This window comes from Nostoc sp. FACHB-888 (genome assembly GCF_014696655.1).
Taxonomy (GTDB): Bacteria; Cyanobacteriota; Cyanobacteriia; order Cyanobacteriales; family Nostocaceae; genus Nostoc.
This window is the reverse complement of record NZ_JACJQM010000084.1, coordinates 1-21450: the sequence shown is the minus strand read 5'-3', so window position 1 is coordinate 21450 and position 21450 is coordinate 1. Positions and strand designations below refer to the sequence as shown.

Sequence of the window (21450 nt, the reverse complement as noted above, 5' to 3'; positions counted from 1 at the left end):
AAGCTCTCTGAGTCTTGACCAGGGAAGTATTACCTCGCAAACGACATCGGGTAATGGAGGAAACATTACTCTATCTGTAAAAGACCTCTTACTCCTGCGCCGTGGTAGTAAAATATCCACCACCGCAGGCACAGCACAACAGGGTGGAGATGGCGGTAACATCACTATCAACGCACCGTCGGGTTTCATCGTTGCCGTGCCTAGTGAAAACAGCGATATCACTGCTAATGCTTTTACTGGCATTGGTGGGAGAGTGGATATCAAAGCGAATGACATTTATGGTATTCAATTCCGTGAAAGTCCAACTCCCTTGAGTGACATCACTGCTAGTTCAGAATTTGGTACACAAGGCACCGTAGAACTTAATACACCTGGCGTTGACCCCAACAGTGGCTTAGTTAATCTACCCACGGTAGCCGTAGACACTCAGATAGGGCAGGGCTGTTACAGTCCAGGTTATGCTCAAAACAGTTTTATCATTACTGGACGCGGTGGTTTACCTCCTAACCCCAGAGAAGCTTTTAGTAGCAATATAGTTCGACCAGAGTGGGCAACTCTGGGCCCAAGCAATGATATTAATTCTCAGCAAACTATTAAAGAGAATCCCCCTATCCCCACACCACCAGTACCGATTGTCGAGGCTACTGGATGGGGAACTAATACTAAAGGTGAGATAGTACTTACAGCCAACGCATCTACTGGCACTCCCCACAAAAACTGGCAGCAGTCACCAGTTACTTGTAGTTCTGCAAAATCTGCTGACAATTAATTTGGTAAACAAATATAAATATATAAATATGTTGTCAAGTAGATTTTGGCGAAAAGTTCAGCGCAGAGTTCAACAGTTGCAGACAATAGTGCAACGCAATGTAAGCGTAATTATAACCCCAGTTTGGGATGCTCGATGGTAAATTTTGATTAGATGCTCAACATAGTTAGGGGTATACTATGTGGTTTTGGGAAAAGGAATCGGTTGAGTACGAGGTATTTAAGAAATACGAACCAGCGCTGGTAACTATCGGTGTGAATTTTGCCGATGCTGAAGTCCAAAATGCACTTGAAGGTTGTTCGTATGACTTAGAGGATGCATTGCGATCTGCAATTGAATATGCCCTGTGGTTGAGTGAACACGAGAAAGAGATTTTCCCCAACGCCTTATTAATTCGTGCGCTACAGGATAATTGGAAGCCGAAAGCATGGCGTGATGAATATTTAGAAAGGGAGATGTTCTCTTCGCCTGGGCAGAGGTGGTGGAATGCCGCAGATAAAATGTGGCGACGCGATGTGCGGAATCAGTTGGTTGTTGATGTATTTTTTGACGAAGGTAGAGAATTTATCAAATTCAGCAACGGTAAAGAGATAAGAGTAAAAACTGCATGGGTATTGGGGTGGGAACGATTGCTTGAATATGCCAGCCCAGCAACTGTTTCATCGATATGGTAATTTAATTGACACAAGTATTTACAAGTGTGCTAACTTGAAGCTGAATTTATCGCACCGTAGACAATCGCTTCTCCCATTTTGGGAAAAAATCGTGCCTGTCCTCTCTCCATTATTAGGTTTTTTATTGGGCGATCGCCTTTTCTCCTCCTTGATTTCATCAAATCCATCCTCGATTACGCGAACGGTAAGATAAAAATTAACTTTGCTCGTAATTAGGTGATATCAATGACCAATTCGTATTTTCATACCATCTTTAACCTTACACAAACCTTTGTTAACCCTAACCCAGCTAGATTTAATGGTTCTTCTACCGATGCTTTCGGTACTGAAATAGCTATATCTGGGGACAAAGTTCTTGTGGGCGCACGCAATGGTGAGACATTTGGAAGCTTTAGTGGTGCTGCCTATCTATTTAATACTGTCAGTGGGAACCTAACCCAAACTTTTTTCTACCCGCAATTAAATAGCGGTGAATCCTTCGGAACCGCAGTAGCCATTGACGGTAATAAAGTGCTAATCGGTGCAGCAGGAGAGCGTGACTTTGGAGGCGATGGTGCTGCCTTGTTGTTCAACGCTGATAGCGGCAAGCTAATCCAGACCTTTTCGATCTCAAACTCAATTGTTTTTGGTTCGGCAGTAGCCCTTGACGGAAACAAAGTTCTTGTCGGCGATGTACAGAACAACACATTTGCAAGTGTCAGTGGCGCAGCCTTTTTATTTGATGCCGTCAGTGGCAAAAATAGCCAAAGCTTTTTCCCTCCTAATCCAAGTGTTGAGGACTTTTTCGGTTCGGCAGTAGCCCTTGATGGAAACAAAGTTCTTGTCGGCGCTTCCGGAGGCAGTAGTGGCAGAAACAAGAGCGGTAGTGCCTACCTGTTCGATGTTAATGGCAACTTACTTCAAACCTTTCTCAACCCTAGCCCTGATGCTATGGACTTCTTCGGTGGAGCAGTAGCTATCGACGGCAACAAAGTTCTCATTAGCGCGACAGGGGAAGACAGATTTGGAGACAGCAGTGGTGCTGCCTACCTGTTCGATGCCATTAGCGGCAATCTGCTCCAAAGTTTTTTCAGCCCTAATGCGAATGAGGGTGACTTGTTTGGTAGCTCAGTAGCGATCAACGGAGATCAAGTGTTGATCGGCTCAGTTCGTGACGATACAGCAGCAACCAACGGTGGTGCTGCCTACCTGTTCGATGCCGTTAGCGGCAATCTTATCCAGAGCTTTTTCGATCCCAGTCCGGCTGAAGATGACTCCTTTGGTTTCTCAGTAGCTATCGAAGCAAATAACTTGTTAATCGGTGCGCCACAAGACGATCAAGGAGGAAGTAACAGTGGTAGTGTGTTTCTTTTCCAGTCAAAGACTTTTAACATCATTAACGGTACCAATAGCAAGGATAAACTTGTTGGCACTCTGGGTGATGACAAAATTAATGGATTGAATGGCAATGATACCCTCAATGGCGGCGGCGGTAATGACATCCTCATCGGTAGCGCTGGCAACGATATTCTCACTGGCGGTGCTGGTCATGACCAGTTTGTTTACCAAGCTTTAAGCGACAAGGGCAGTAGAGGTGATGTTATCACTGACTTTAATCAGAATCAAGATCGGTTAGTCTTGAGTAAACTATTCACGAGTTTAGGATACAGTGGCAGCAATCCGATTACCGATGGCTATCTACGATTTGTACAATCTGGTGCTTCTACCAAAATTCAGATTGACTCTAATGGTGGTGCTGACGGTTTTAACGCCTTGGCAACTTTGAATAATTTCACTGCGACAAATCTAGTCCTTGATGCTAATATCTTCGTCTAATGGAAAACAGTTAGCCAGCCACGACGAAGCTTCCTGATGCATTCTGCCTTGGAGCTTGTTCACGGGAGCTAGTGGCTCTTTATCCGTTGTGTGTAATTGGTTAGTCTGCGATCGCTTTCCCGTTTCGGGAAAAATCTTGCTTGCACTACTCTGCATCACGCCGGTTTTTTTTATTGGGGCGATCGCTTTTCAAAAGAGCAGAACTGATGATATCACGACTGATATCAATGCCCCCTACCAAGATATTTATGAATGCGGGGCTTTTGTTTGGCTGAATTTAGCGCAACAAGAACACTTCACTACTTGTAGTGCTACATTCAGCCAAAGTTAGCACTACAAGGATTAACCCCCAGTCCTTGTACAGACTGGTGTATAGAGAGGTATGGATATTTGCCAAACTTATGAATGGGGCTGAAATTGGGATTTTGAAGGTGTGAATGATAAGCGTGGCTTAACTGAGGCAATTTTCGGGGTGGATATTCACGAGAGAATCAGGGTTTGAGAGAAAGGGAAGTGTTCGTAATTAACCGTATAATACGAACAGTTGTAAATAGCCAAAATGCTGGTACGCCGCAAGAATGAGGATTACAGGTCACGGGAATATCTTACAGTACGTGAGGTAAATAGCATTCTGCGAGCGGCAAAAGTTTACGGACGGTACAAGGTGAGGAATTATGCCTTGATACTGTTAATATTTCGCCACGGGCTGCGGGTGTCGGAAGCTTGCGATTTGCGATGGGATGCGATTTCATTTTTAGATGAGGAGATTTTTATCACGCGCAAAAAAGGGAGTGATAGCGGGGTTCATCCGTTGCCTGTGGATGAAATCGAGGCATTGAAAGAATTAAAGGAATTAAATATTGGTGGTAATTACGTTTTTATTGGGGAAAGGGGAGAGAGGTTAACGTCGGCTGCGGTACAAAGATTGTTGACCAGGTTGGGGGAAGTAGCTCTGTTAAATATCAAAATCCATCCGCACCAGTTACGCCATGCTTGCGGTTACTACCTTGTGAATGAAGGGCATAGTACCAGATTTATTCAGGAATTTTTGGGGCACAGGGACATCCGCCACACCGAAAAATATACCAAAGTAAATTCCAAACGCTTTTCTGGCATTAAGTGGAACACGATTGATGAGTAATGAAATTAACTGATAATCGCATCGAATACCTGTGTGCGGCTGGGCATTGAAGGCGTTAGTACCCACAGTTTCAGGAGGACTGCGTTAACCTTGAGGGAGCGATGCCGGGATACCGTTGCGCCATATTCAGGAGATTTCGGGGCATCGGACTTTGGCAGCCTTGGAGCGATATCTGGGTGTCACTGAAAAGCAGAAGCAAAACGCGATCTCTGCTTTGGATTTTTGAATATTTCTGTACCAGACTCACACAGGAGGTAGCACTGAATTAGCGATCACTGCTACGTTTTGTAAGAAACTTATAAAAATCATTGACATTCCCATTTTATTTCATTAAAACTTATATAAAATTTGCTGAATTTTTAATTATTAAAAGTATGACTGAATTTCATTTAAATTCTTTGCATGGAATACAGCGAACGCTAATTAATGAGAATACACGTAAATCTAAAGCTCTAGATTCAACTAATTTTCTAGCCGACTTACAAAGATTAAGTTTAGCAAGTCAGCAGGCTAAAATTCTTATAAAACAAATTAATGACTTTGATGAAAGTTTAGATAGTGATCAAGAAGTTGGTGTAAGGCTAGTTTATTTTGGGCAATCCATTACATTTCATGTATCTAATATAGGTTACTTTAATCCCAGTTTGATTGTCTTCTTAGGTCTAACAGAAGAAGGTAAACCAATTCAATTAATACAGCACGTTTCACAGATAAGCTTTCTTTTAATGGCATTACCTAAGCTTAATCCTGAAAAACCCAAAAAACGAATTGGTTTTATTCAAGAAAGTAACTAATATTAAATAAATCGGTAGAATCATGAGTCAGTATTGATGAGCCTCTAATAGGGGAGCGAAAAATTTCGGGTTCTCGCACAATTTTTGTGATGGGTGTTAAAGGATTTATTTAATCCTTACAAAGTGATTTGAGAACTATTCAAGAAATTTCTGGTCACAGCGATCTGGGGACGTTGCAACGTTATCTGGAGGTCACGCCAGAGCAGAAACGGAAGGCGGTTTCTGTGATTGGGTTTTAGATCCTATACCATCTTCTACACCAATCTAAATTCGTTAAACGACTGACGCTAAATCTCACATCAAGCGAATACGTCAATGAAGTAATTAATTATCTTTCTGCCAATTTTCTGGTACTTCGTTAATATAGCTAGGCAGAATAGTTTTATTATCACCTTCTGCTGATTCAATTTGGTGTGATATTAGGTTTTTGGCTGCTTTAAGATTTGCCCCTTGCAACTTAGCTTCAGAAAGGTTTGTCATATACAGGTTAGCTCCTTGTAGAAATGACCTTTGTAGGTTTGCTCTATAAAGGTTTGCTTGTTGTAAATTGGCTCCAGAAAGGTCTACTTTTTGTAGATTGGTTTCAGAAATGACTGCCCATTGCAGGCTAGCTCCGTTGAAATAGGCATTTTGCAACCTAGCTTCCCGGAGCAACGCTCCTTCCAAGTTGCTCCCAATGAAGTCTACTCTTTCCAAGTTGGCTTTTATAAGGTTTGCGTCCCTGATATCAATATTACTTAAATCCAGTCTCTGATTTCCCTGTTCATATTCATAATTGCGACGTCCGATAACAGTAAGGGCTGCTTGAATATCAGTCCTAATTTTTGGTTGTTGCTTTATCTCCTCTGGCTTTTGAACATTCAGAGAATTATTGATTAATGTTTCTGTATTCTCTGTTTTCTCCTCTTTTTTGTTCTTCAAGGGTGCATTCTCTCGGACAAAAGCCGTGACAATTTCCATGATTGTCCAGTGGTCTTTTGGGGAATCTTTAGCAATTCGTTCTAGAGTATAAATTGCACCCAAACGCGTTTCAATCTTATCGTTTCCTAATTGTTCAATTGCTTTTGCAAACCGTTCTGTAATTTGCTTATCATCCGCTATCTCCGTATTTTTTAGTGCAGCTTTAGCAGTCTTATCCATAGCATCTGCACGCTGTGCTGCAAAGAAAGCATTGATCATTACGGCAATTCCACCAAAAATTGTAGCAGTAGTTTTTAAAGCTTCCGTTTCATTTTCTATGAGTTTATCTACTGGAGATATAGACCACACAAAGTAGGCAATTGCAAAAGATAAAATAATGAATACTGTAGTCAATAAACTTAGAAATATAAGCAAAGTTTTGAGTTTGTTTGTATTGTTTTCAGACATAAAATTAAATATTACTAATCCACAAACTATGACGTAAATTAGGTAAAAATGAGAGAGCCAAAAAGTCTAATGACTGACTAAGCATATCCCATATCCACAAAGCACGGAGTCAAATGAGCAATCGTACAGATAGTTACGCTAAGGCTATAACCCATGCTGCGTAAGCATTCTGTCAATCGATATTTTTAGCAATTCTCCATGTACCAATTAACCTATAGGTTATTTAGTACAGCTTTTTTGTACGGCTCATCTTGGATTTGAGGCTTTTAAATTTCAGATAGATCAATTGGTACAGGTTTATCCCTAGCGATCGGGATATTGAAAACGACTTATCAATTCCTTAGCATAACTTTCTGCATGGTTGCTCATTTCACCCCATAACCTATGAAAATAAACCGATTCGGCAGGGCAGATATCCCTAAAACGGATATTATTTTAGGCCGATTGCATTACCCCTCGCCAAAGAATTCCAAAATTTTATCCATAAAGTTTTGTTCCCATAGCTCTTGTACTCTCTCGGACAACCAATCATCTACACCATCAATTTGGTTGCCATATTGCCCCAGCACATCATTTCTGTAACCAGACCCCTTTCCCCATCTATTTTGAGCGTACTCCCAAAATTCATTCGAGTGATTTTGTGGCGCAAGCTTATCTTTTATACACTCATAAACCTCTTGACTAATTTCAATCACAGTTTTTTCAAAAAACTCATCTACTTGTTCTTTTAGAATTTGCATAACAGGCTTCAACCCTGAAGTATCAGAGGCGTGTTCTTCTACAAATTCAATAGCACCAATAATTTCAGCTTTTGGTTCGATTAATCTATCTCTAAGCAACTTTTCTGAAACATGCAACGCATCAAAGTATATATCAATACCTCGAATGTTATATGTTCCAAATCTATTATTTATAGCCCGAAAAACCATGACATTATAACTTTTTAAGTTATTTTTATATTTGGACTCCAAAGCACTGAAAAATTTTGATTTTCTGTGATTATCAATATTTTTTTTTAAATCGTTTATTAATTTTTCTTCCTGTGGGCTAAGTACGCCACTACTCTTGATGATTCCAAATATTTTCTCATAATCGTCTACTTCTCGCAGTAAAGCGTTCTCTTTTCTAGAAATAAGTTCATTAATTCTATCTAAAACATGACTTCTCTCATTGATAACGTCATCCTTTTCATAATGAGATTTTAGTGTGTACTCATCATCATAAAACTGTAGTGCATCATAAAAAAGGATGTTTTGCGAAAGAAATTTAATTTTGTCTTTTGCGAAAGCATCATAAATTTGATTTCTTCTTACTTCAATTCCCTCCTCTCTATCCTCCACCTTCCCATCTAAACCAAGGACATTTTCCGGTTCACCTTTACGGGGCAGAACCAACAGTGCAAGCTTTATGTCAATATCTTTTGATTCTTGCGTCAAATATCTTTTCAATAATTCGCTTATGTTACTTGGTGCAGCCACAAATTGCTCTGCAAATAAACAAATTGAGTCATCCCGACCGCGAATGTAATCAGATAAGTCTTTTCTATCTCTGACATCATCCATGCCCCTAGTGTCAATGATTGATTTAAATTTAGGATATTTGTTAAAGTCAATAATCTTATCACTAACGCAAACATTAATTCTCCTTGGTAAAGAAAATCCATCAACTTTTCCAAGATTAAAACTAGCAAAGTTATCTCTCAACCATTTATTTTCATCTTCTATAGTTTTAAATTCACGAGATGCTTCTAATCGTGTTTGCTTTCTGTTTGATAAAGCAGCACGTTCCAAAACAATCTCTATAAAAATGTCGGGATTTGAGCAAGTTTGAGCTAGTTCAACTGCTTTATCTACACGATTCCCTCCAACTTGAGAATCTCGAAGATCAGTAATATTTCTTATAGCCCTGAGAAGTTCAGCAGGAGGCAGATCAAACGTATCGGAATCTTGGTCATGCTCCTTATTCCAAAAATATGTGCAAACCTCTTTGATAAATTCTTTAACTTCTTCATCACTATATGGTTCTATCTCAAGAAAGCTTTTTACAGAGTGAGAAGGTTTGATAACAACTTCGCAGATAGTAGTTCGCCCTGCACCTGTAGACAATAACTCACTGATCTTCTTAGTTTTTCTTCCAGTTTTACCTACAGTTTTTTCTTCTTCACGAATTAAATTGAACAAGTGGCATATTGCTGTGGTTTTACCTACGCCTATCTTTCCTATAAAGACTAAATCGTAACTTGGTATTTGGAGTATTTTTTCAATCCTATCTAGGCGTGCTGCAATACTTTTAAGTGAATTGATTGAGCAACGAGTCTTGATAAGAAAAAGAACACCTTTTTGCCCTTTAATCTTTAATTCTAAGGTTTTAATCTCAGACTCTATTTGTTTCCTTAACTCTTGAACAGGATTGAGATCCATATACAGCTTTTTTTTGGATTGTCAGGCATCAGTTTTCATTACTGTGCTGTCGGTAGATATCTACAGTATTCCCATTAAACTAAGTTAAATAGTCATGCGATGGTCATGTTTAAATAGGATTCTGGCGCTTTGCGCCCGCCAAGAGTGCGATCGCATCTGTTAAAACTGCCCATTATTTTGCACAATGGGGTATATTTTGTCCAGTGTCATGTGCTGGCGGTGAAATTGACCAAGATAATCTCACTCTTCAATCAAGCGGGTGGTGTCGCCAAATCGACGACAACCCAAAATCTTGGCTATCACCTTTCTATACGCCGTCATCGGGTACTGTTGATAGACATAGACCCCCAAGCTTCCCTGACAACGTTCATGGGGTTGGAAGCGGCTGATTTGTCAAAAACTATTTACGATGCTTTAGTATCAGAGTCAGATGAACCCATTCCCATTCATCGGGACTTGGACGGCATGGACTTGGCCCCTGCCAACATTTTGCTGGCTAATGCCGAACAAGAATTGATATTTGCTGAATTGAGAGAATTTCGACTCAAAGAGGTACTTGCTCCTGAATTGGACAACTACGATTTTATTTTGATTGACTGTCCTCCCAGTTTGGGAATTCTTAGTCAAATTAGCCTAGTTGCCTCGACTCATGTTTTAGTCCCCATTCAGTGTCAGTTCAAAGCATTGAAGGGAACAGACTCGCTGTTGAAAACATTGGCAAGAGTGCAGCGCAAGCTGAATCGCTCTTTGAAGATAGCGGGATTTTTCCCGACAATGTACTCTGCTGCTAATTCCCTAGACCAGAGAACTCTTGAATCAATTCATGAGCAACTGTCAAGTTTAGCAAGGATATTTCCCCCCCTACCTCGCGCTACAGCAGTGGCAGAAGCTGCTGAATATGGTAAACCTTTAGCATTATGCCCTAATAAAAATCCTGCTATTCTCCGCATTTTTGACGAGATAGCACAAGCAATGGAGGAGATATAAATGAATCCCAGACGAGCTAGCCAACCACCTGCAATGGAGGAGATATAAATGAGTACCAGACGCGCCAGCCAACCACCTGCAATGGAGGAGATATAAATGAGTACCAGACGCGCCAGCCAACCACCTGCTGCTAGAAGCAAACTCAAGAACGTCGCGCTGTTCAAAGATGATGATGAGTTGACTTCTTCTACAGTGCAATTGGATAAGATTGTCCTTCCTGCTACTCAACCTCGGCGTTATTTTGACCCCCAAGCGATGCAATCCTTGGTGGAATCGGTAAAGCAAAACGGCATCCTCCAGCCCCTTTTGGTCAGACCTGCCGGGGATAAGTATGAGTTAGTGGCAGGAGAGCGCAGATATCGGGCAGCACAAACAGCAGCTTTAACGTCAGTGCCTGTAAACGTGCGGGAGATGTCAGATGAGCAGGCGGTACAGTATGCCCTGACTGAGAATCTCCAACGGGAGGACTTAAACCCAGTTGAAGAAACTGAAGGAACTTTGCAACTGTTGGCACTGCGATTGGGATGCGAGACAGCACAAGTGTCCTCTGTACTCTACAGAATGGACAATGAAGCCAAAGGAAAAATTACCCGAAACGTTTCGGGTAATTCCGAGGCGGAAATAGTAGAGAAAGTGTTCGCGGAATTGGGAAAGATTAGCTGGCAATCATTTGTCCGCACCAGACTACCACTGTTGAAACTGCCAGATGATATTTTATCAGCCCTGCGTGCTGGACAAATTGAGTACACCAAGGGCAAGGAGATTGCCAAGCTGACATCAAAAGAAGAAAGAATTGAACTCCTAGAAGCGGCAATTTCGCTCTCTTTACCCCTTTCCGAAATTCAACGGCAGGTCAAAGCTAAACAACCATCTGTCACACCTCCACCACTGCAAAGTCGTTTAGAAGCTACATACAAGCAAGCGAAAAAGTCAAAGGTGTGGGACAATCCCCAGAAGCAGAAGAAACTAGAATCTTTGTTGAAAGAGTTGGAAGCTTTGATGGCTGATGAGGGGTGAATGCCAGATAATAATGTTAGACAAAGACTAGCTATGAAAAGGAAATATGGCTGCTATAACAATTAATATTACAGAGCAGCAACTGCAAAAATTGCAGTCATTAGCGCAAAAGTTGTGGATGTCTACTGAAGAATTGTTATCTGCCTCTCTAGAAGATTTGTTAAACTACCCAAAAAGTGAGTTTAACCAAGCCGCTAGTTATGTACTGCGAAAAAATGCTGAACTTTACCAGCGATTAGCATGATTCGCTCGATTGTACTTGTTGAAGTTGTCGAACTTCCCACCAAAATGAAGCTAAAGGGAAAATTACCCGAAACGTTTCGGGTAACTGAGTCATACTCCCAGTACGAAATATTTTATTGTTTAAGCTGCTTAATCTCTATAATTGCCCCATTGCTTGCAATTATTATCGAGTATAAAATGTGAGACTGCGCTGCTCACCTAGTTACTTGCACTCTACCGGATAAGACAAACACAAATGATCTCAGGGGAAATTAAAAGTCAAATAGATAAAATCTGGGATTCCTTCTGGTCGGGTGGTATCTCCAATCCCCTCGAAGTCATTGAGCAAATTACTTACCTGCTGTTTCTGCGTCGCCTCGATGACCTGCATACCCTAGAAGAAAACAAAGCTAACCGACTCAAGCGCCCGATGGAACGCCGGATTTTCCCAGAGGGGATTTTCCAAGAGGGACTAGATATCAAAAAACGTGACTACGATGATTTGCGTTGGTCGAGGTTCAAGCACTTTGCAGCGCCGGAGATGTTTGCTGTAGTCAATAATCATGTTTTCCCTTTTCTGCGGACTTTGGGTGGGGATGATTCGACTTACGCGCACCACATGAAGGATGCCCGCTTCACGATTCCTACACCAGCGCTACTGTCTAAGGTGGTGGATTTGCTGGATGGTGTACCGATGGAAGACCGGGACACCAAAGGCGACCTCTACGAATATATGTTGGGCAAGATTGCCTCGGCTGGACAAAATGGACAGTTTCGCACGCCGCGCCACATTATTAGGCTGATGGTGGAACTGACCGCACCAAGTCCGGGGGATGTGATCTGTGATCCAGCTAGTGGTACTTGTGGCTATCTCGTGGCTGCTAATGAATATCTGCGGGAGCATCACCCGGAAATTCTGCGCGATGCCAAGTTGAAGGAACACTTCCACCATCAGATGTTTCACGGGTTCGACTTTGACAATACCATGCTCCGTATTGGCAGTATGAATATGCTCCTGCATGGAGTGGAAAACCCGGATGTGCGTTACAAAGACTCGCTGGCAGAGGAGCATTCGGGTGATGAAGAATCTTATACCCTTGTCCTGGCTAATCCGCCTTTTGCTGGGTCGTTGGACTATGAGAACACGGCTAAGGACTTGCAGGCGATTGTTAAGACTAAGAAAACAGAATTATTATTCCTGGCTCTGTTTTTGAGATTGCTCAAGCCTGGGGGACGGGCGGCGGTGATTGTGCCGGATGGGGTGCTTTTTGGGTCTTCTAAGGCACATAAGGAATTGCGTCGCCTGTTGGTCGAGGAGCAGAAGCTTGATGCGGTGATATCTCTGCCGGGTGGTGTATTTAAACCATACGCGGGTGTTTCTACTGCGATTTTACTATTTACAAAAACTAACTCTGGTGGAACTGATTTTGTTTGGTTCTACGATGTGGATGCTGACGGGTGGAGTTTGGACGATAAAAGAGCGCCTTTGCTTTCTGAAGATAAATTAGGGGCTGTACCAACTGCCCAGCTAACAGCAGAGGAACATATTAAAAATAATCTGCCGGATGTGTTGAGTCGTTGGCAACTGCGGAATACTACAGAACGAGAGCGGCCGCGCACGGCTCAGAGTTTTTGTGTGCCAAAGGTTGATATTGCTACTCAGGGGTATGACCTCAGTTTGAATCGTTATAAGGAAGTGGTGCATGAAGAGGTGGAACACCGCGCACCCAAAGACATCCTCGCTAATTTGGCAAAGCTGGAGGTTGAGATTCAGCAGGGGATGAAGGATTTGGAGGGGTTGCTGAAATGACGAGCAATTCGGACTTGCTTAAGAAGTTTTGGAATCAGACAGCAAACCTCAAGGGGTGGGAGGTTGTACCTTTTGAGAACGTGCTTAAGCTTATTACTTATGGTTTAACAGTTCGCCCAAAGTATTATCCTCAAGGAATACCTCTAGTATCTGCCACACAAATACGTAATGGCATTGTTGACCTCCACAATGCACCACGAATATCTCTTGATGATTATGAAAAACTTTCAGACAAGTGCAAGGTAAAAACTGGGGATATACTCTTTGCAAAGACAGGTGCTATTGGGCATTGTGCAATTTGCCAATCTAACGAGAAGATTGCTATTGCCCAAAATGTTGCACGTCTTGTTTTCGATGAAAGCAGGGTTATAGGAGAGTTTGCTCTTCGTTACTTACGAACACCATTCATTCAAGACTTAGCTAAACGAAGTGCTAAAGGAAATGCTGTTCAAGACCTTCAACTTGGGGAAATTAAAAAGTTTTCAATACCCCTCCCACCCCTAGAAGAACAGAAACGGATTGCAGAGATACTCGATCGCGCGGAAGAACTCAGGTCTAAACGTCGGGAAGCGATCGCACAACTCGACACCCTCACCCAAGCCATCTTTCTAGAAATGTTCGGCGATCCAAAATCGAATCCGAAAGGGTGGAATCTTACAAAAGTTGGGGAAATCGCAGATGTACAAGGTGGACTTCAGGTTAGCAGCAGTCGAAAAAAATACCCTCGTGAAGTTCCATACTTACGAGTTGCGAATGTCTATAGAGGCTTTCTCAACCTCAGTGAAATCAAAATGATTTGTGCAACTGATGCTGAAATATCTCGAACTTTACTTGAGAAAAATGATCTGTTAATTGTTGAAGGACATGGAAACCCTAACGAGATAGGTCGTGTAGCTTTGTGGGATGGCTCTATTCCTAACTGTATTCACCAGAACCATATCATCCGCGCTCGTTTCGACACAAATAAGATTGTTCCACTTTACGCCTGCCACTACCTTAACTCGCCTGGGGGAAGACAACACTTATTAAAGTCTGGGAAAACAACATCGGGTCTTAATACTATAAGTGTTTCGGAAGTCCGATCTTCCCCTGTTTCGCTGCCACCCTTGCAGTTACAGGGTGAATTTGCTCAACGCGTCGAAGCAGTAGAAAAACTCAAAGCCGCACACCGCACCTCACTGTCAGAACTCGATGCCCTCTTCGCCTCCCTTCAACATCGTGCATTCCGAGGGGAGTTATAGCTATGCGTGGGGAATTCATTGGAGTTTGGTCTGAATCTTGGCGGGAAATATGGAGCAAACTTGCCCGACATCCCAAAGCACCTGATGACTTGTTCAGCGAGCTTTACCCAGAGTTAATTGCTGTAATCATTGTCCCACTGAATCAGACACACGATGAAAAAGTATTGGCTGAGACGAGATTTGCGGAAATCAGGAGTGATCCAGCACAGGCAAAAAAGGCATTTATGAAAACAAAGTCTAAGGATTTTCGTGGCGAACGGTTTCTCGTGGAATTCTTTGAGCGTGCCTATCAGGTTCTAGAAGATTTGGGAGGCGATTTGCTTGCCAACCGCTATTTCAATTTACTTAATGCCTTTATAAATAAATACAGCCTGCGTTATGACTTGAGACGGCCTTGTTTTCTTCACCCAACACTTCCAGGGATCTTTGCAAATCTCATACGTGACATCAGAACAGCGACTAGTCAAGATGCTCACCTCAATGGCCTAATGAAAGATTTTGAGAACGCAATCCGCGACCTTCGGATCGATTGCTCAGATACCAGAATCAAAACTTGTATTCAGAAACAAATCAATCTGATTGAGGCGATGGGCGCACGCTGTCCAGGCGTAAGCAAAAAAAGTTTGGGCGACATCTGCGATCAGCTAAAAAGCTGGCCACATCCAACATTAAAAGCATCTTTGAAGAATATATATGGATTTGCCTCTGACTATCCTGGAATCAGGCATGGAGGCAATTCCAATGGTGTACTTAGAGAGATTGAAATGCGCGATATGGTAGCAGTGTCTATTCTTCTTGCTGGTTTTGCTCCTTATCTTACAGATCAGATCAACGCCGATATTGTTTATCGAGGAGAATTATGACATGAACGCCATGCTAACCGAATTTACCCTCGCCAACTTCAAAAGTTACAGCACAAGCCGCTTACCCCTTGGATCGCTAACTGTACTAATCGGAGCCAATGCCGCAGGCAAAAGTAACGCCCTTGAAGGTTTGCGCTTTCTGTCATGGCTAGCACAAGGGCAAAAACTCTCCAGCATTCAATATGCGGTGAATAGTGCAGAGCGCGTTGTACGCGGTCGAGTAAATGACTTGTGCCATCGGGGAGAGTCAAATTTTACCATTGGTTGCCGTTTAGACTACCCAGACTGGAACCAACTCGATATAACCCTGAATGTGCGTGACGGAGAACTGCACATCAGTAGTGAGCGAATCGTTGGCTCGACAAGTCAAGTGCCGCTATATGCCCTAGATCAGCCTTCTCAAGGAGTAGGGACTGATGTTGGTGTCGCATATAACAACTTTACAAGGGGGAAGAACAAGCCACGAATAACGTGCAGCGATCAGATGGCTATATTCGTGCAATTAGACACCCCTGCCCATTTTGATGCAAAGTACCCCATATCCCAAAAGATAATTCCTGATACCGTCCGCGAATATCAACGAATTTTAAAGAACATCCTGTTTCTAGATCCCGTTCCCGCCAGAATGCGGGAGTACAGCTTCAAATCTGATAAGCGATTACAAGAAGATGGTACCAATCTTTCCAGCGTCCTGTATCGCTTGTGGGAGAACCAAGCCGAAAATCAACAGGCAATTCTCAACTTTATCCAGAGTCTACCAGAACAGGCTATAGATGGGCTAGATTTCCTTTTCGGCCCACGGGATGAAGTGATGGTGCAATTAGCAGAAACCTTTGGCAATACCCGTCGCTATTGTGAGGCCGCATTATTATCCGATGGCACTTTGCGGGTGTTAGCGATCGCGGCGGCTATGCTATCAGCACCCGTTGGTAGTTTAGTGGTAATCGAGGAAATCGACAACGGCGTTCATCCCAACCGCGCCCAGCATCTACTCGCCAGCATCCGGGATATTGCCGAGCGGCGGAAATTGCGGGTGCTGCTTTCTACCCACAACCCAGCCTTAATGGATGCCTTACCCGATGCTGCCCTCGGTGATGTAGTATTTTGTTTCCGCAATCCAGAGTCAGGAGATAGCCGCCTTGTACGGCTTGGGGAGATGTACGATTTCCCAAGTCTGATATCTCAGGGGCCGCTCGGTCAACTGGTAACTGCTGGGGTAGTGGATCGGTTCGTCAAGTCGCCGCACACACCTGAAGACAGAAAACACCAAGCTTTGGAATGGCTGTCTCGTTTGCAGGAGTACGGCAATGAGTAGTATCTGCCTGATAGATACCAGCATATTCCTCGAAATACTCAACGTCCCCAACTATAATCAGCATAGAGCATCAGTCCTCCAAGATTTTCAGACCTATGCTCAATCTGGCTGTACTTTTTTGTTGCCTATGGCGACGATACTCGAAACAGGCAACCACATTGCCCAGAACGGTGACGGCACAATGCGAAGGAAAACCGCCAAACGTTTTGTTGAAGAGGTTAAAAAAGCATTCACAGGCGAAGCTCCCTGGAAACCTACTACATTCCCGAACACCGCAGAGATATTGGAATGGATTGACGACTTCCCCGATCTGGCTGGCAGAAACAAAGCTCCTCTTAAGTCAGAAGGAACCAGCTTTGGAGATATGAGTATCATTCAGGAATTTCGTAAGTCTTGTAATCTTTTCCAAATGAGTGAAGTGTTTATCTGGTCACTAGACAGCGATTTACAGAATTATCACCAAAGGGGAAAATAACTTAACCATCTCTAAGGATTGCTCAGAAGCGATCGCCGAAGTAGCACTCACGCCGAAGTCAGAACGGAAGTGTAGGGAGTGATGTAGCTTTGGCTTACCGCAGGGTGGGAGATGAGGGAGAGATTTTCATGCTCTTGTTGCGGGATAAACAGCCCGTGGAATTCTAACTTGAAGCCCAAATGAATACTGAATATAATGTATTTAAATTGACAAGAGCTTTATTAATTTAATGAGCCAGTTTACATTCCTCCAAGTTGAATTCCCCGCAATTTACGAATCCGCAAATAAAGCTTTTAGTGCAGTATATCCCGACCCCCGCACCGCCTGCTTTTATGCCCGTCGTGCCTTGGAGTTAACCGTAAACTGGTTGTATCAATACGATAATTCCTTAGAACTGCCCTATCATGACAACTTGAGCGCCCTGATTCATGAACCCACCTTTAAAACTTTGGTAGGCGAGGCAGTATTTAACAAAACACGGGTCATTATCAAACTGGGTAATCAAGCAGTCCACAGCGCCAAACCCATCCCTGTCAACGATGCCATAAACGCAGTACGGGAATTTTTTCACGTTGCTTACTGGTTAGCACACACCTACGGACGCAGCAGTAAACCAGAACCGGGGCTGACCTTCAAACCGGAAGCACTGCCCAAAACTGCACCAGTGCCTAAACAAACCATTGAGCAACTCCAGAAACTAGAAACCCAACTGCGCGATCGCGATGAAAAACTCTCAACACTTCTCGCTGACAAGAACGCATTGGATGAAGAACTTAAGCGGCTGCGGGCAGAGATAACAGCAGCCAAGAAAGCCAGCACTACCCAACCAGATACTCACGACTATTCTGAAGCACAAACCCGCGACATCTTCATTGACCTGTTGCTGAAAGAAGCAGGGTGGATGCTCGATCAACCCCGCGACCGCGAGTTTGAAGTTACAGGGATGCCCAACGCATCGGGTAAAGGTTTTGTAGACTATGTACTCTGGGGCGATGATGGTAAACCCCTGGCGATCGTAGAAGCCAAGCGCACCCGAAACGACCCCCGCATCGGGCAGCAACAGGCTAAACTATATGCCGATTGTCTAGAAACGCAGTTCGGTCAGCGTCCAATAATCTTCTACTCCAACGGTTACGAGCATTGGCTGTGGGATAATACCAATTACCCACCGCGACAGGTGCAGGGATTTTACAAAAAAACCGAGTTGGAATTGCTTGTACAGCGCCGGACTACCCGCAAGTGTTTAGCAGAAGCCACCATTAAGGCTAGTATTGCCGAACGCTATTATCAAACTCGTGCTATTCGCCGCATTACCGAAGCCTTCGAGACTGATAAAGACCGCAAAGCCCTGATAGTCATGGCGACAGGTGCAGGGAAAACTAGAACAGCGATCGCATTGGTAGAGATGCTGATGCGTTGTAACTGGGTCAAACGCGCACTGTTTCTAGCAGACCGTGTAGCCCTGGTAAATCAGGCAATAAATGTATTTAAGAAACACCTCCCTGATGCTGCACCAGTTAACTTGGTAACAGAGAAAGATACCGAAGGACGAGTGTTTGCTTGCACCTATCCCACCATGATGGGGCTGATTGATGATACCCGCGACGGGCAGCGTCGTTTTGGCGCAGGGCATTTTGACCTAATAATCATTGATGAAGCCCATCGCTCGGTCTTCCAGAAATACCGCACCATTTTCAACTACTTTGATTCTCTCTTGCTGGGACTGACCGCCACGCCCAAGGATGAAATAGACCGCAACACCTACGGACTGTTTGACCTAGAAAACGGCGTACCTACTGATGCTTACCAGCTAGAAGATGCCGTAAATGATGGCTTTCTCGTACCACCCAAAGCTGTATCAGTACCGCTTAAGTTTCAACGCCAGGGGATTAATTATGATGAACTTTCTGAAGCAGAAAGGGAAGAATGGGACGCTCTGGAATGGGATGACGAAGGCAACGCACCTGAGCGTGTGGAAGCAGAAGCAGTCAACAAGTGGCTATTTAATCAAGATACTGTAGACAAGGTGCTAGCGCATCTGATGACCAGGGGGTTGAAAGTTGCTGGTGGCGATCGCCTGGGCAAAACTATTATCTTTGCTAAAAACCAAGATCATGCCAATTTTATTGGTGAACGCTTCAATCTCAACTATCCGCACTTTAAAGGTGAGTTTGCCCGCGTTATTACCTTCAAAACCACATATCCTCAAACCTTAATTGATAGCTTTTCCAACAAAGATAAGGAACCCCATATTGCTATCTCGGTGGATATGCTTGACACTGGGATTGACGTACCAGAAGTAGTTAATCTGGTGCTGTTTAAACTTGTACGCTCCAAAACCAAGTTCTGGCAGATGGTAGGACGGGGAACCCGTCGCTGTCCCGATTTATTTGGTATAGGAGAAGATAAGCAATTTTTCTACTTGTTCGACTATTGCCAGAACCTGGAGTTTTTTCAGCATAATCCAGAGACGACTGATGCCCCAATAGGTAAATCCTTGGGCAAGCAGTTGTTTACTGCGCGATTGGAGTTAATCACAGAGTTAGATAAAAAAGTCGTTGAGGTTGGCAGTACCACAATCAAAGCACCTCAAGTCTCCGACTCTGAACCAAAGACCGATGCAGAATTGCGCCACCAAGTGGCTAATCTACTTTACACAGAAGTTGCTGCCATGAATAGCGAAAACTTCGTAGTACGTCCTAAGCGACGACTGGTAGAAAAATATGCTAGTTCCGAAGCATGGGTATCGCTATCCGATGAAGATTTTAGCGCACTGAGCCAAGAAGTAGCTGGTCTACCCTCCCAATTGGAAGCGGAAGCAGAAGAGACAAAGCGGTTTGATGTCCTAGTGTTGAAGTTACAATTAGCAATTTTGCGATCGGAGCCTGCCTTTGAGCGTTTACGAGAACAGGTGAAGTCACTTACCTCTTTGCTAGAGGAGAAATCAGCTATCCCATTAGTACGAGAGCAGTTGCCTTTGATCCAGGATGTACAAACCGATGAGTGGTGGCAGGATGTGACATTGCCCATGCTGGAGGTACTACGCAAACGCCTGCGGGGGCTAGTAAAGCTGATTGAGAAACAGAAACGCCAACCCATTTATACCGACTTTGAGGATGTGATGGGGGATGAGATCACAGTGGAGTTACCTGGCTTTACATCATCGGATAACTTTGAGAAATTCCGAGCTAAAGCAAGGGCTTTTTTGCGATCGCATCAGGATCATGTAGTTATCTTCAAACTGCGGACAAACAAACAACTTACTTCATCCGACCTGTCTGAGCTAGAGAGCATACTGGCACAGAGCGGTGTGGGTGAGGCGGAGGATATCGTCCGTGCTAAAGAAGATTCACAGGGTCTGGGTTTGTTCGTTCGCTCCTTGGTGGGGCTAGATCGTGAGGTAGCCAAACAGGAACTGGCTAGGTTCCTATCTGGAAAAAAGCTTAACTCTAATCAAATTGAGTTTGCAAATATGATTGTGGACTACCTAACTGAACATGGCGTAATGGATGCTGCGCTCCTCTATGAATCCCCATTTACTGACATTACACCACAGGGGCCAGATGGACTATTTACCTCGTCCCAAGTGGACGAATTGGTTTCTCTGCTTGAATCCGTTTATGCGCGGGCAGTAGCGTAGAAATAAGTTAGGAAAACGTTGAACGCAGGCACGTATCTATGAACTTGCACCTGCTTCCGCTACAGCAGCGCCCACGTCTGGTTTTACCTCCTTCGCTTTCTTTTCAAAAAGCTGAATCCCGGCATCAATAATTTCAAACCCGTTCTCTGTGCGTTGGCCAAGCTTCCCCGATACAGCCCCAGCCCAGTCTGCAAATTCCGAGGCGCTAGTTTCAGCCTTCCGCCAACTTTTGGCATTAACTTGAGCAGTGAAGACTATACCGTTCTGATCGGTCAACTCGATTGCAACTTTCTTGTTCTCGGCTGGTGTGGCTGTTGGCAGTGAGCCGCTAAATTTTATTGTTACCTCGCTTTTCGCTTCCATACCTTACCCCTGGCTCATCATCAATTTCATTTTCTTCGTTCTTGATTTTATCTTGGATTAGGTTGACCACAAGATGCGCGATCGCTTGACTATCGTAGTTGATCACTTTGAAAGTGAACCTTGAGCATTCCCCTTGAAACAGAACCAAGACTCAACATTAAAAAACAAAATCCACAAAAAAAATTTACCCCTGTTTTTGACCCTTTTTTCGTCTATCTAATTGATAATTACTCTCAAGATAAACCGCCCAAACCGTTATTATTGACACATTTATCAAGAACTATTACAGTTTTTGCATTAGTTTCTTGATTTGACTAAATTTGTGCATCTGAGATAAAACCTCGACAAAACATCCATTTTCCCAATTCTTACCAACCACATTCAACATCTCCCAATATCTAGACAATATCTCCCAAATATCCAATTTTTTCTTAGGGACTTCCAGAAAATAAACTATTCCATTACCAATAATGATAATCATTTTAGAGGGGAATGAAGGGGCTGCGGTCGGCAGCCCCTTCATTCCCCTTTTGTAG

General features: G+C 43.4%; 20 protein-coding genes and 1 pseudogene. 16 read left to right on the top strand and 5 right to left on the bottom strand.

Features of this window, described 5'->3' with window-relative positions; all coding sequences use genetic code 11:
* The 7 genes and pseudogenes from H6G26_RS29515 to H6G26_RS29490 form a co-directional block, all read left to right on the top strand.
* Positions 1–769, top strand: a 769-nt coding sequence (locus tag H6G26_RS29515; protein ID WP_190733852.1) for an S-layer family protein, incomplete at its 5' end; no start/stop codon positions are given.
* 179 nt (positions 770–948) lie between these two features.
* The gene (locus H6G26_RS29510; protein ID WP_190733850.1) at positions 949–1443 is read left to right on the top strand and encodes a hypothetical protein; all 495 of its coding nucleotides are present in this window, start codon (positions 949–951) and stop codon (positions 1441–1443) included.
* A 225-nt stretch (positions 1444–1668) separates the two neighbouring features.
* Positions 1669–3258 (top strand): type I secretion C-terminal target domain-containing protein, encoded by a 1590-nt coding sequence (locus tag H6G26_RS29505; protein ID WP_190733848.1) that lies wholly within the window; start codon positions 1669–1671, stop codon positions 3256–3258.
* A gap of 88 nt (positions 3259–3346) precedes the next feature.
* On the top strand, positions 3347–3589 hold the full coding sequence (locus H6G26_RS29500; RefSeq protein WP_190733846.1) for a hypothetical protein: 243 nt from the start codon (positions 3347–3349) through the stop codon (positions 3587–3589).
* 228 nt (positions 3590–3817) lie between these two features.
* Positions 3818–4399 carry a tyrosine-type recombinase/integrase gene (locus H6G26_RS29495; RefSeq protein WP_190733844.1) on the top strand — a complete coding sequence of 194 codons (582 nt, stop codon included), beginning with the start codon at positions 3818–3820 and terminating at the stop codon, positions 4397–4399.
* A 30-nt stretch (positions 4400–4429) separates the two neighbouring features.
* Positions 4430–4625 (top strand): annotated as a pseudogene (locus H6G26_RS42990) (tyrosine-type recombinase/integrase); the annotation flags it as partial.
* An 82-nt stretch (positions 4626–4707) separates the two neighbouring features.
* A complete protein-coding gene (locus tag H6G26_RS29490; RefSeq protein ID WP_190733842.1) occupies positions 4708–5193 on the top strand; it encodes a DUF6173 family protein in 486 nt (161 codons plus the stop codon).
* A 324-nt stretch (positions 5194–5517) separates the two neighbouring features.
* On the opposite strand, the gene H6G26_RS29485 is transcribed toward H6G26_RS29490, so the two are convergent.
* Complete coding sequence (locus tag H6G26_RS29485; protein ID WP_190733840.1) at positions 5518–6561, bottom strand: pentapeptide repeat-containing protein; 1044 nt, start codon at positions 6559–6561, stop codon at positions 5518–5520.
* A 449-nt stretch (positions 6562–7010) separates the two neighbouring features.
* On the bottom strand, positions 7011–8981 hold the full coding sequence (locus H6G26_RS29480) for a hypothetical protein (RefSeq protein WP_190733838.1): 1971 nt from the start codon (positions 8979–8981) through the stop codon (positions 7011–7013).
* Between the two features lie 210 nt (positions 8982–9191).
* On the opposite strand from H6G26_RS29480, the gene H6G26_RS29475 reads away from it, so the two are divergent.
* The 9 genes from H6G26_RS29475 to H6G26_RS29435 all read left to right on the top strand — a co-directional run bounded on the left by H6G26_RS29475 (position 9192) and on the right by H6G26_RS29435 (position 20551).
* Positions 9192–9968 (top strand): ParA family protein, encoded by a 777-nt coding sequence (locus tag H6G26_RS29475; protein ID WP_347242518.1) that lies wholly within the window; start codon positions 9192–9194, stop codon positions 9966–9968.
* 96 nt (positions 9969–10064) lie between these two features.
* Complete coding sequence (locus H6G26_RS29470; protein WP_190733836.1) at positions 10065–10985, top strand: ParB/RepB/Spo0J family partition protein; 921 nt, start codon at positions 10065–10067, stop codon at positions 10983–10985.
* A gap of 46 nt (positions 10986–11031) precedes the next feature.
* Complete coding sequence (locus tag H6G26_RS29465) at positions 11032–11229, top strand: DNA-binding protein (protein ID WP_190733834.1); 198 nt, start codon at positions 11032–11034, stop codon at positions 11227–11229.
* A gap of 234 nt (positions 11230–11463) precedes the next feature.
* On the top strand, positions 11464–13017 hold the full coding sequence (locus H6G26_RS29460) for a class I SAM-dependent DNA methyltransferase (protein ID WP_190733832.1): 1554 nt from the start codon (positions 11464–11466) through the stop codon (positions 13015–13017).
* Positions 13014–14258: a restriction endonuclease subunit S gene (locus H6G26_RS29455; protein WP_190733830.1), complete on the top strand. Its 1245-nt coding sequence runs from the start codon at positions 13014–13016 to the stop codon at positions 14256–14258. The genes H6G26_RS29460 and H6G26_RS29455 overlap by 4 nt, the downstream gene beginning before the upstream one ends.
* Before the next feature lie 2 nt (positions 14259–14260).
* On the top strand, positions 14261–15121 hold the full coding sequence (locus H6G26_RS29450; RefSeq protein WP_190733827.1) for a hypothetical protein: 861 nt from the start codon (positions 14261–14263) through the stop codon (positions 15119–15121).
* Between the two features lies 1 nt (position 15122).
* The gene (locus tag H6G26_RS29445) at positions 15123–16436 is read left to right on the top strand and encodes an ATP-binding protein (RefSeq protein ID WP_190733825.1); all 1314 of its coding nucleotides are present in this window, start codon (positions 15123–15125) and stop codon (positions 16434–16436) included.
* Complete coding sequence (locus tag H6G26_RS29440; RefSeq protein ID WP_015127602.1) at positions 16429–16911, top strand: type II toxin-antitoxin system VapC family toxin; 483 nt, start codon at positions 16429–16431, stop codon at positions 16909–16911. Before H6G26_RS29445 ends, H6G26_RS29440 begins: the two co-directional genes overlap by 8 nt.
* Positions 16912–17140: 229 nt before the next feature.
* Positions 17141–20551 carry a DEAD/DEAH box helicase family protein gene (locus H6G26_RS29435; RefSeq protein WP_190733823.1) on the top strand — a complete coding sequence of 1137 codons (3411 nt, stop codon included), beginning with the start codon at positions 17141–17143 and terminating at the stop codon, positions 20549–20551.
* Positions 20552–20587: 36 nt separating this feature from the next.
* Here H6G26_RS29435 and H6G26_RS29430 read toward each other — a convergent pair whose 3' ends face one another.
* The 3 genes from H6G26_RS29430 to H6G26_RS42140 all read right to left on the bottom strand — a co-directional run.
* Positions 20588–20914 (bottom strand): hypothetical protein, encoded by a 327-nt coding sequence (locus H6G26_RS29430; RefSeq protein ID WP_190733822.1) that lies wholly within the window; start codon positions 20912–20914, stop codon positions 20588–20590.
* Positions 20880–21020 carry a hypothetical protein gene (locus tag H6G26_RS29425; protein ID WP_190733821.1) on the bottom strand — a complete coding sequence of 47 codons (141 nt, stop codon included), beginning with the start codon at positions 21018–21020 and terminating at the stop codon, positions 20880–20882. Before H6G26_RS29425 ends, H6G26_RS29430 begins: the two co-directional genes overlap by 35 nt.
* A gap of 177 nt (positions 21021–21197) precedes the next feature.
* On the bottom strand, positions 21198–21450 hold a 253-nt coding region (locus H6G26_RS42140), incomplete at its 5' end, for a hypothetical protein (protein WP_206757566.1).

What these genes read in the sequence shown, in the direction of transcription:
- H6G26_RS29435 (WP_190733823.1), top strand. Translation starts at nt 17,141, where the DNA reads ATGAGCCAGTTTACATTCCTCCAAGTTGAATTCCCCGCAATTTACGAA.
- H6G26_RS29465 (WP_190733834.1), top strand. Translation starts at nt 11,032, where the DNA reads ATGGCTGCTATAACAATTAATATTACAGAGCAGCAACTGCAAAAATTG.
- H6G26_RS29485 (WP_190733840.1), bottom strand. Translation starts at nt 6,561, where the DNA reads ATGTCTGAAAACAATACAAACAAACTCAAAACTTTGCTTATATTTCTA.
- H6G26_RS29505 (WP_190733848.1), top strand. Translation starts at nt 1,669, where the DNA reads ATGACCAATTCGTATTTTCATACCATCTTTAACCTTACACAAACCTTT.
- H6G26_RS29510 (WP_190733850.1), top strand. Translation starts at nt 949, where the DNA reads ATGTGGTTTTGGGAAAAGGAATCGGTTGAGTACGAGGTATTTAAGAAA.
- H6G26_RS29470 (WP_190733836.1), top strand. Translation starts at nt 10,065, where the DNA reads ATGAGTACCAGACGCGCCAGCCAACCACCTGCTGCTAGAAGCAAACTC.
- H6G26_RS29455 (WP_190733830.1), top strand. Translation starts at nt 13,014, where the DNA reads ATGACGAGCAATTCGGACTTGCTTAAGAAGTTTTGGAATCAGACAGCA.
- H6G26_RS29440 (WP_015127602.1), top strand. Translation starts at nt 16,429, where the DNA reads ATGAGTAGTATCTGCCTGATAGATACCAGCATATTCCTCGAAATACTC.
- H6G26_RS29460 (WP_190733832.1), top strand. Translation starts at nt 11,464, where the DNA reads ATGATCTCAGGGGAAATTAAAAGTCAAATAGATAAAATCTGGGATTCC.
- H6G26_RS29480 (WP_190733838.1), bottom strand. Translation starts at nt 8,981, where the DNA reads ATGGATCTCAATCCTGTTCAAGAGTTAAGGAAACAAATAGAGTCTGAG.
- H6G26_RS29445 (WP_190733825.1), top strand. Translation starts at nt 15,123, where the DNA reads ATGAACGCCATGCTAACCGAATTTACCCTCGCCAACTTCAAAAGTTAC.
- H6G26_RS29430 (WP_190733822.1), bottom strand. Translation starts at nt 20,914, where the DNA reads ATGGAAGCGAAAAGCGAGGTAACAATAAAATTTAGCGGCTCACTGCCA.
- H6G26_RS29450 (WP_190733827.1), top strand. Translation starts at nt 14,261, where the DNA reads ATGCGTGGGGAATTCATTGGAGTTTGGTCTGAATCTTGGCGGGAAATA.
- H6G26_RS29495 (WP_190733844.1), top strand. Translation starts at nt 3,818, where the DNA reads ATGCTGGTACGCCGCAAGAATGAGGATTACAGGTCACGGGAATATCTT.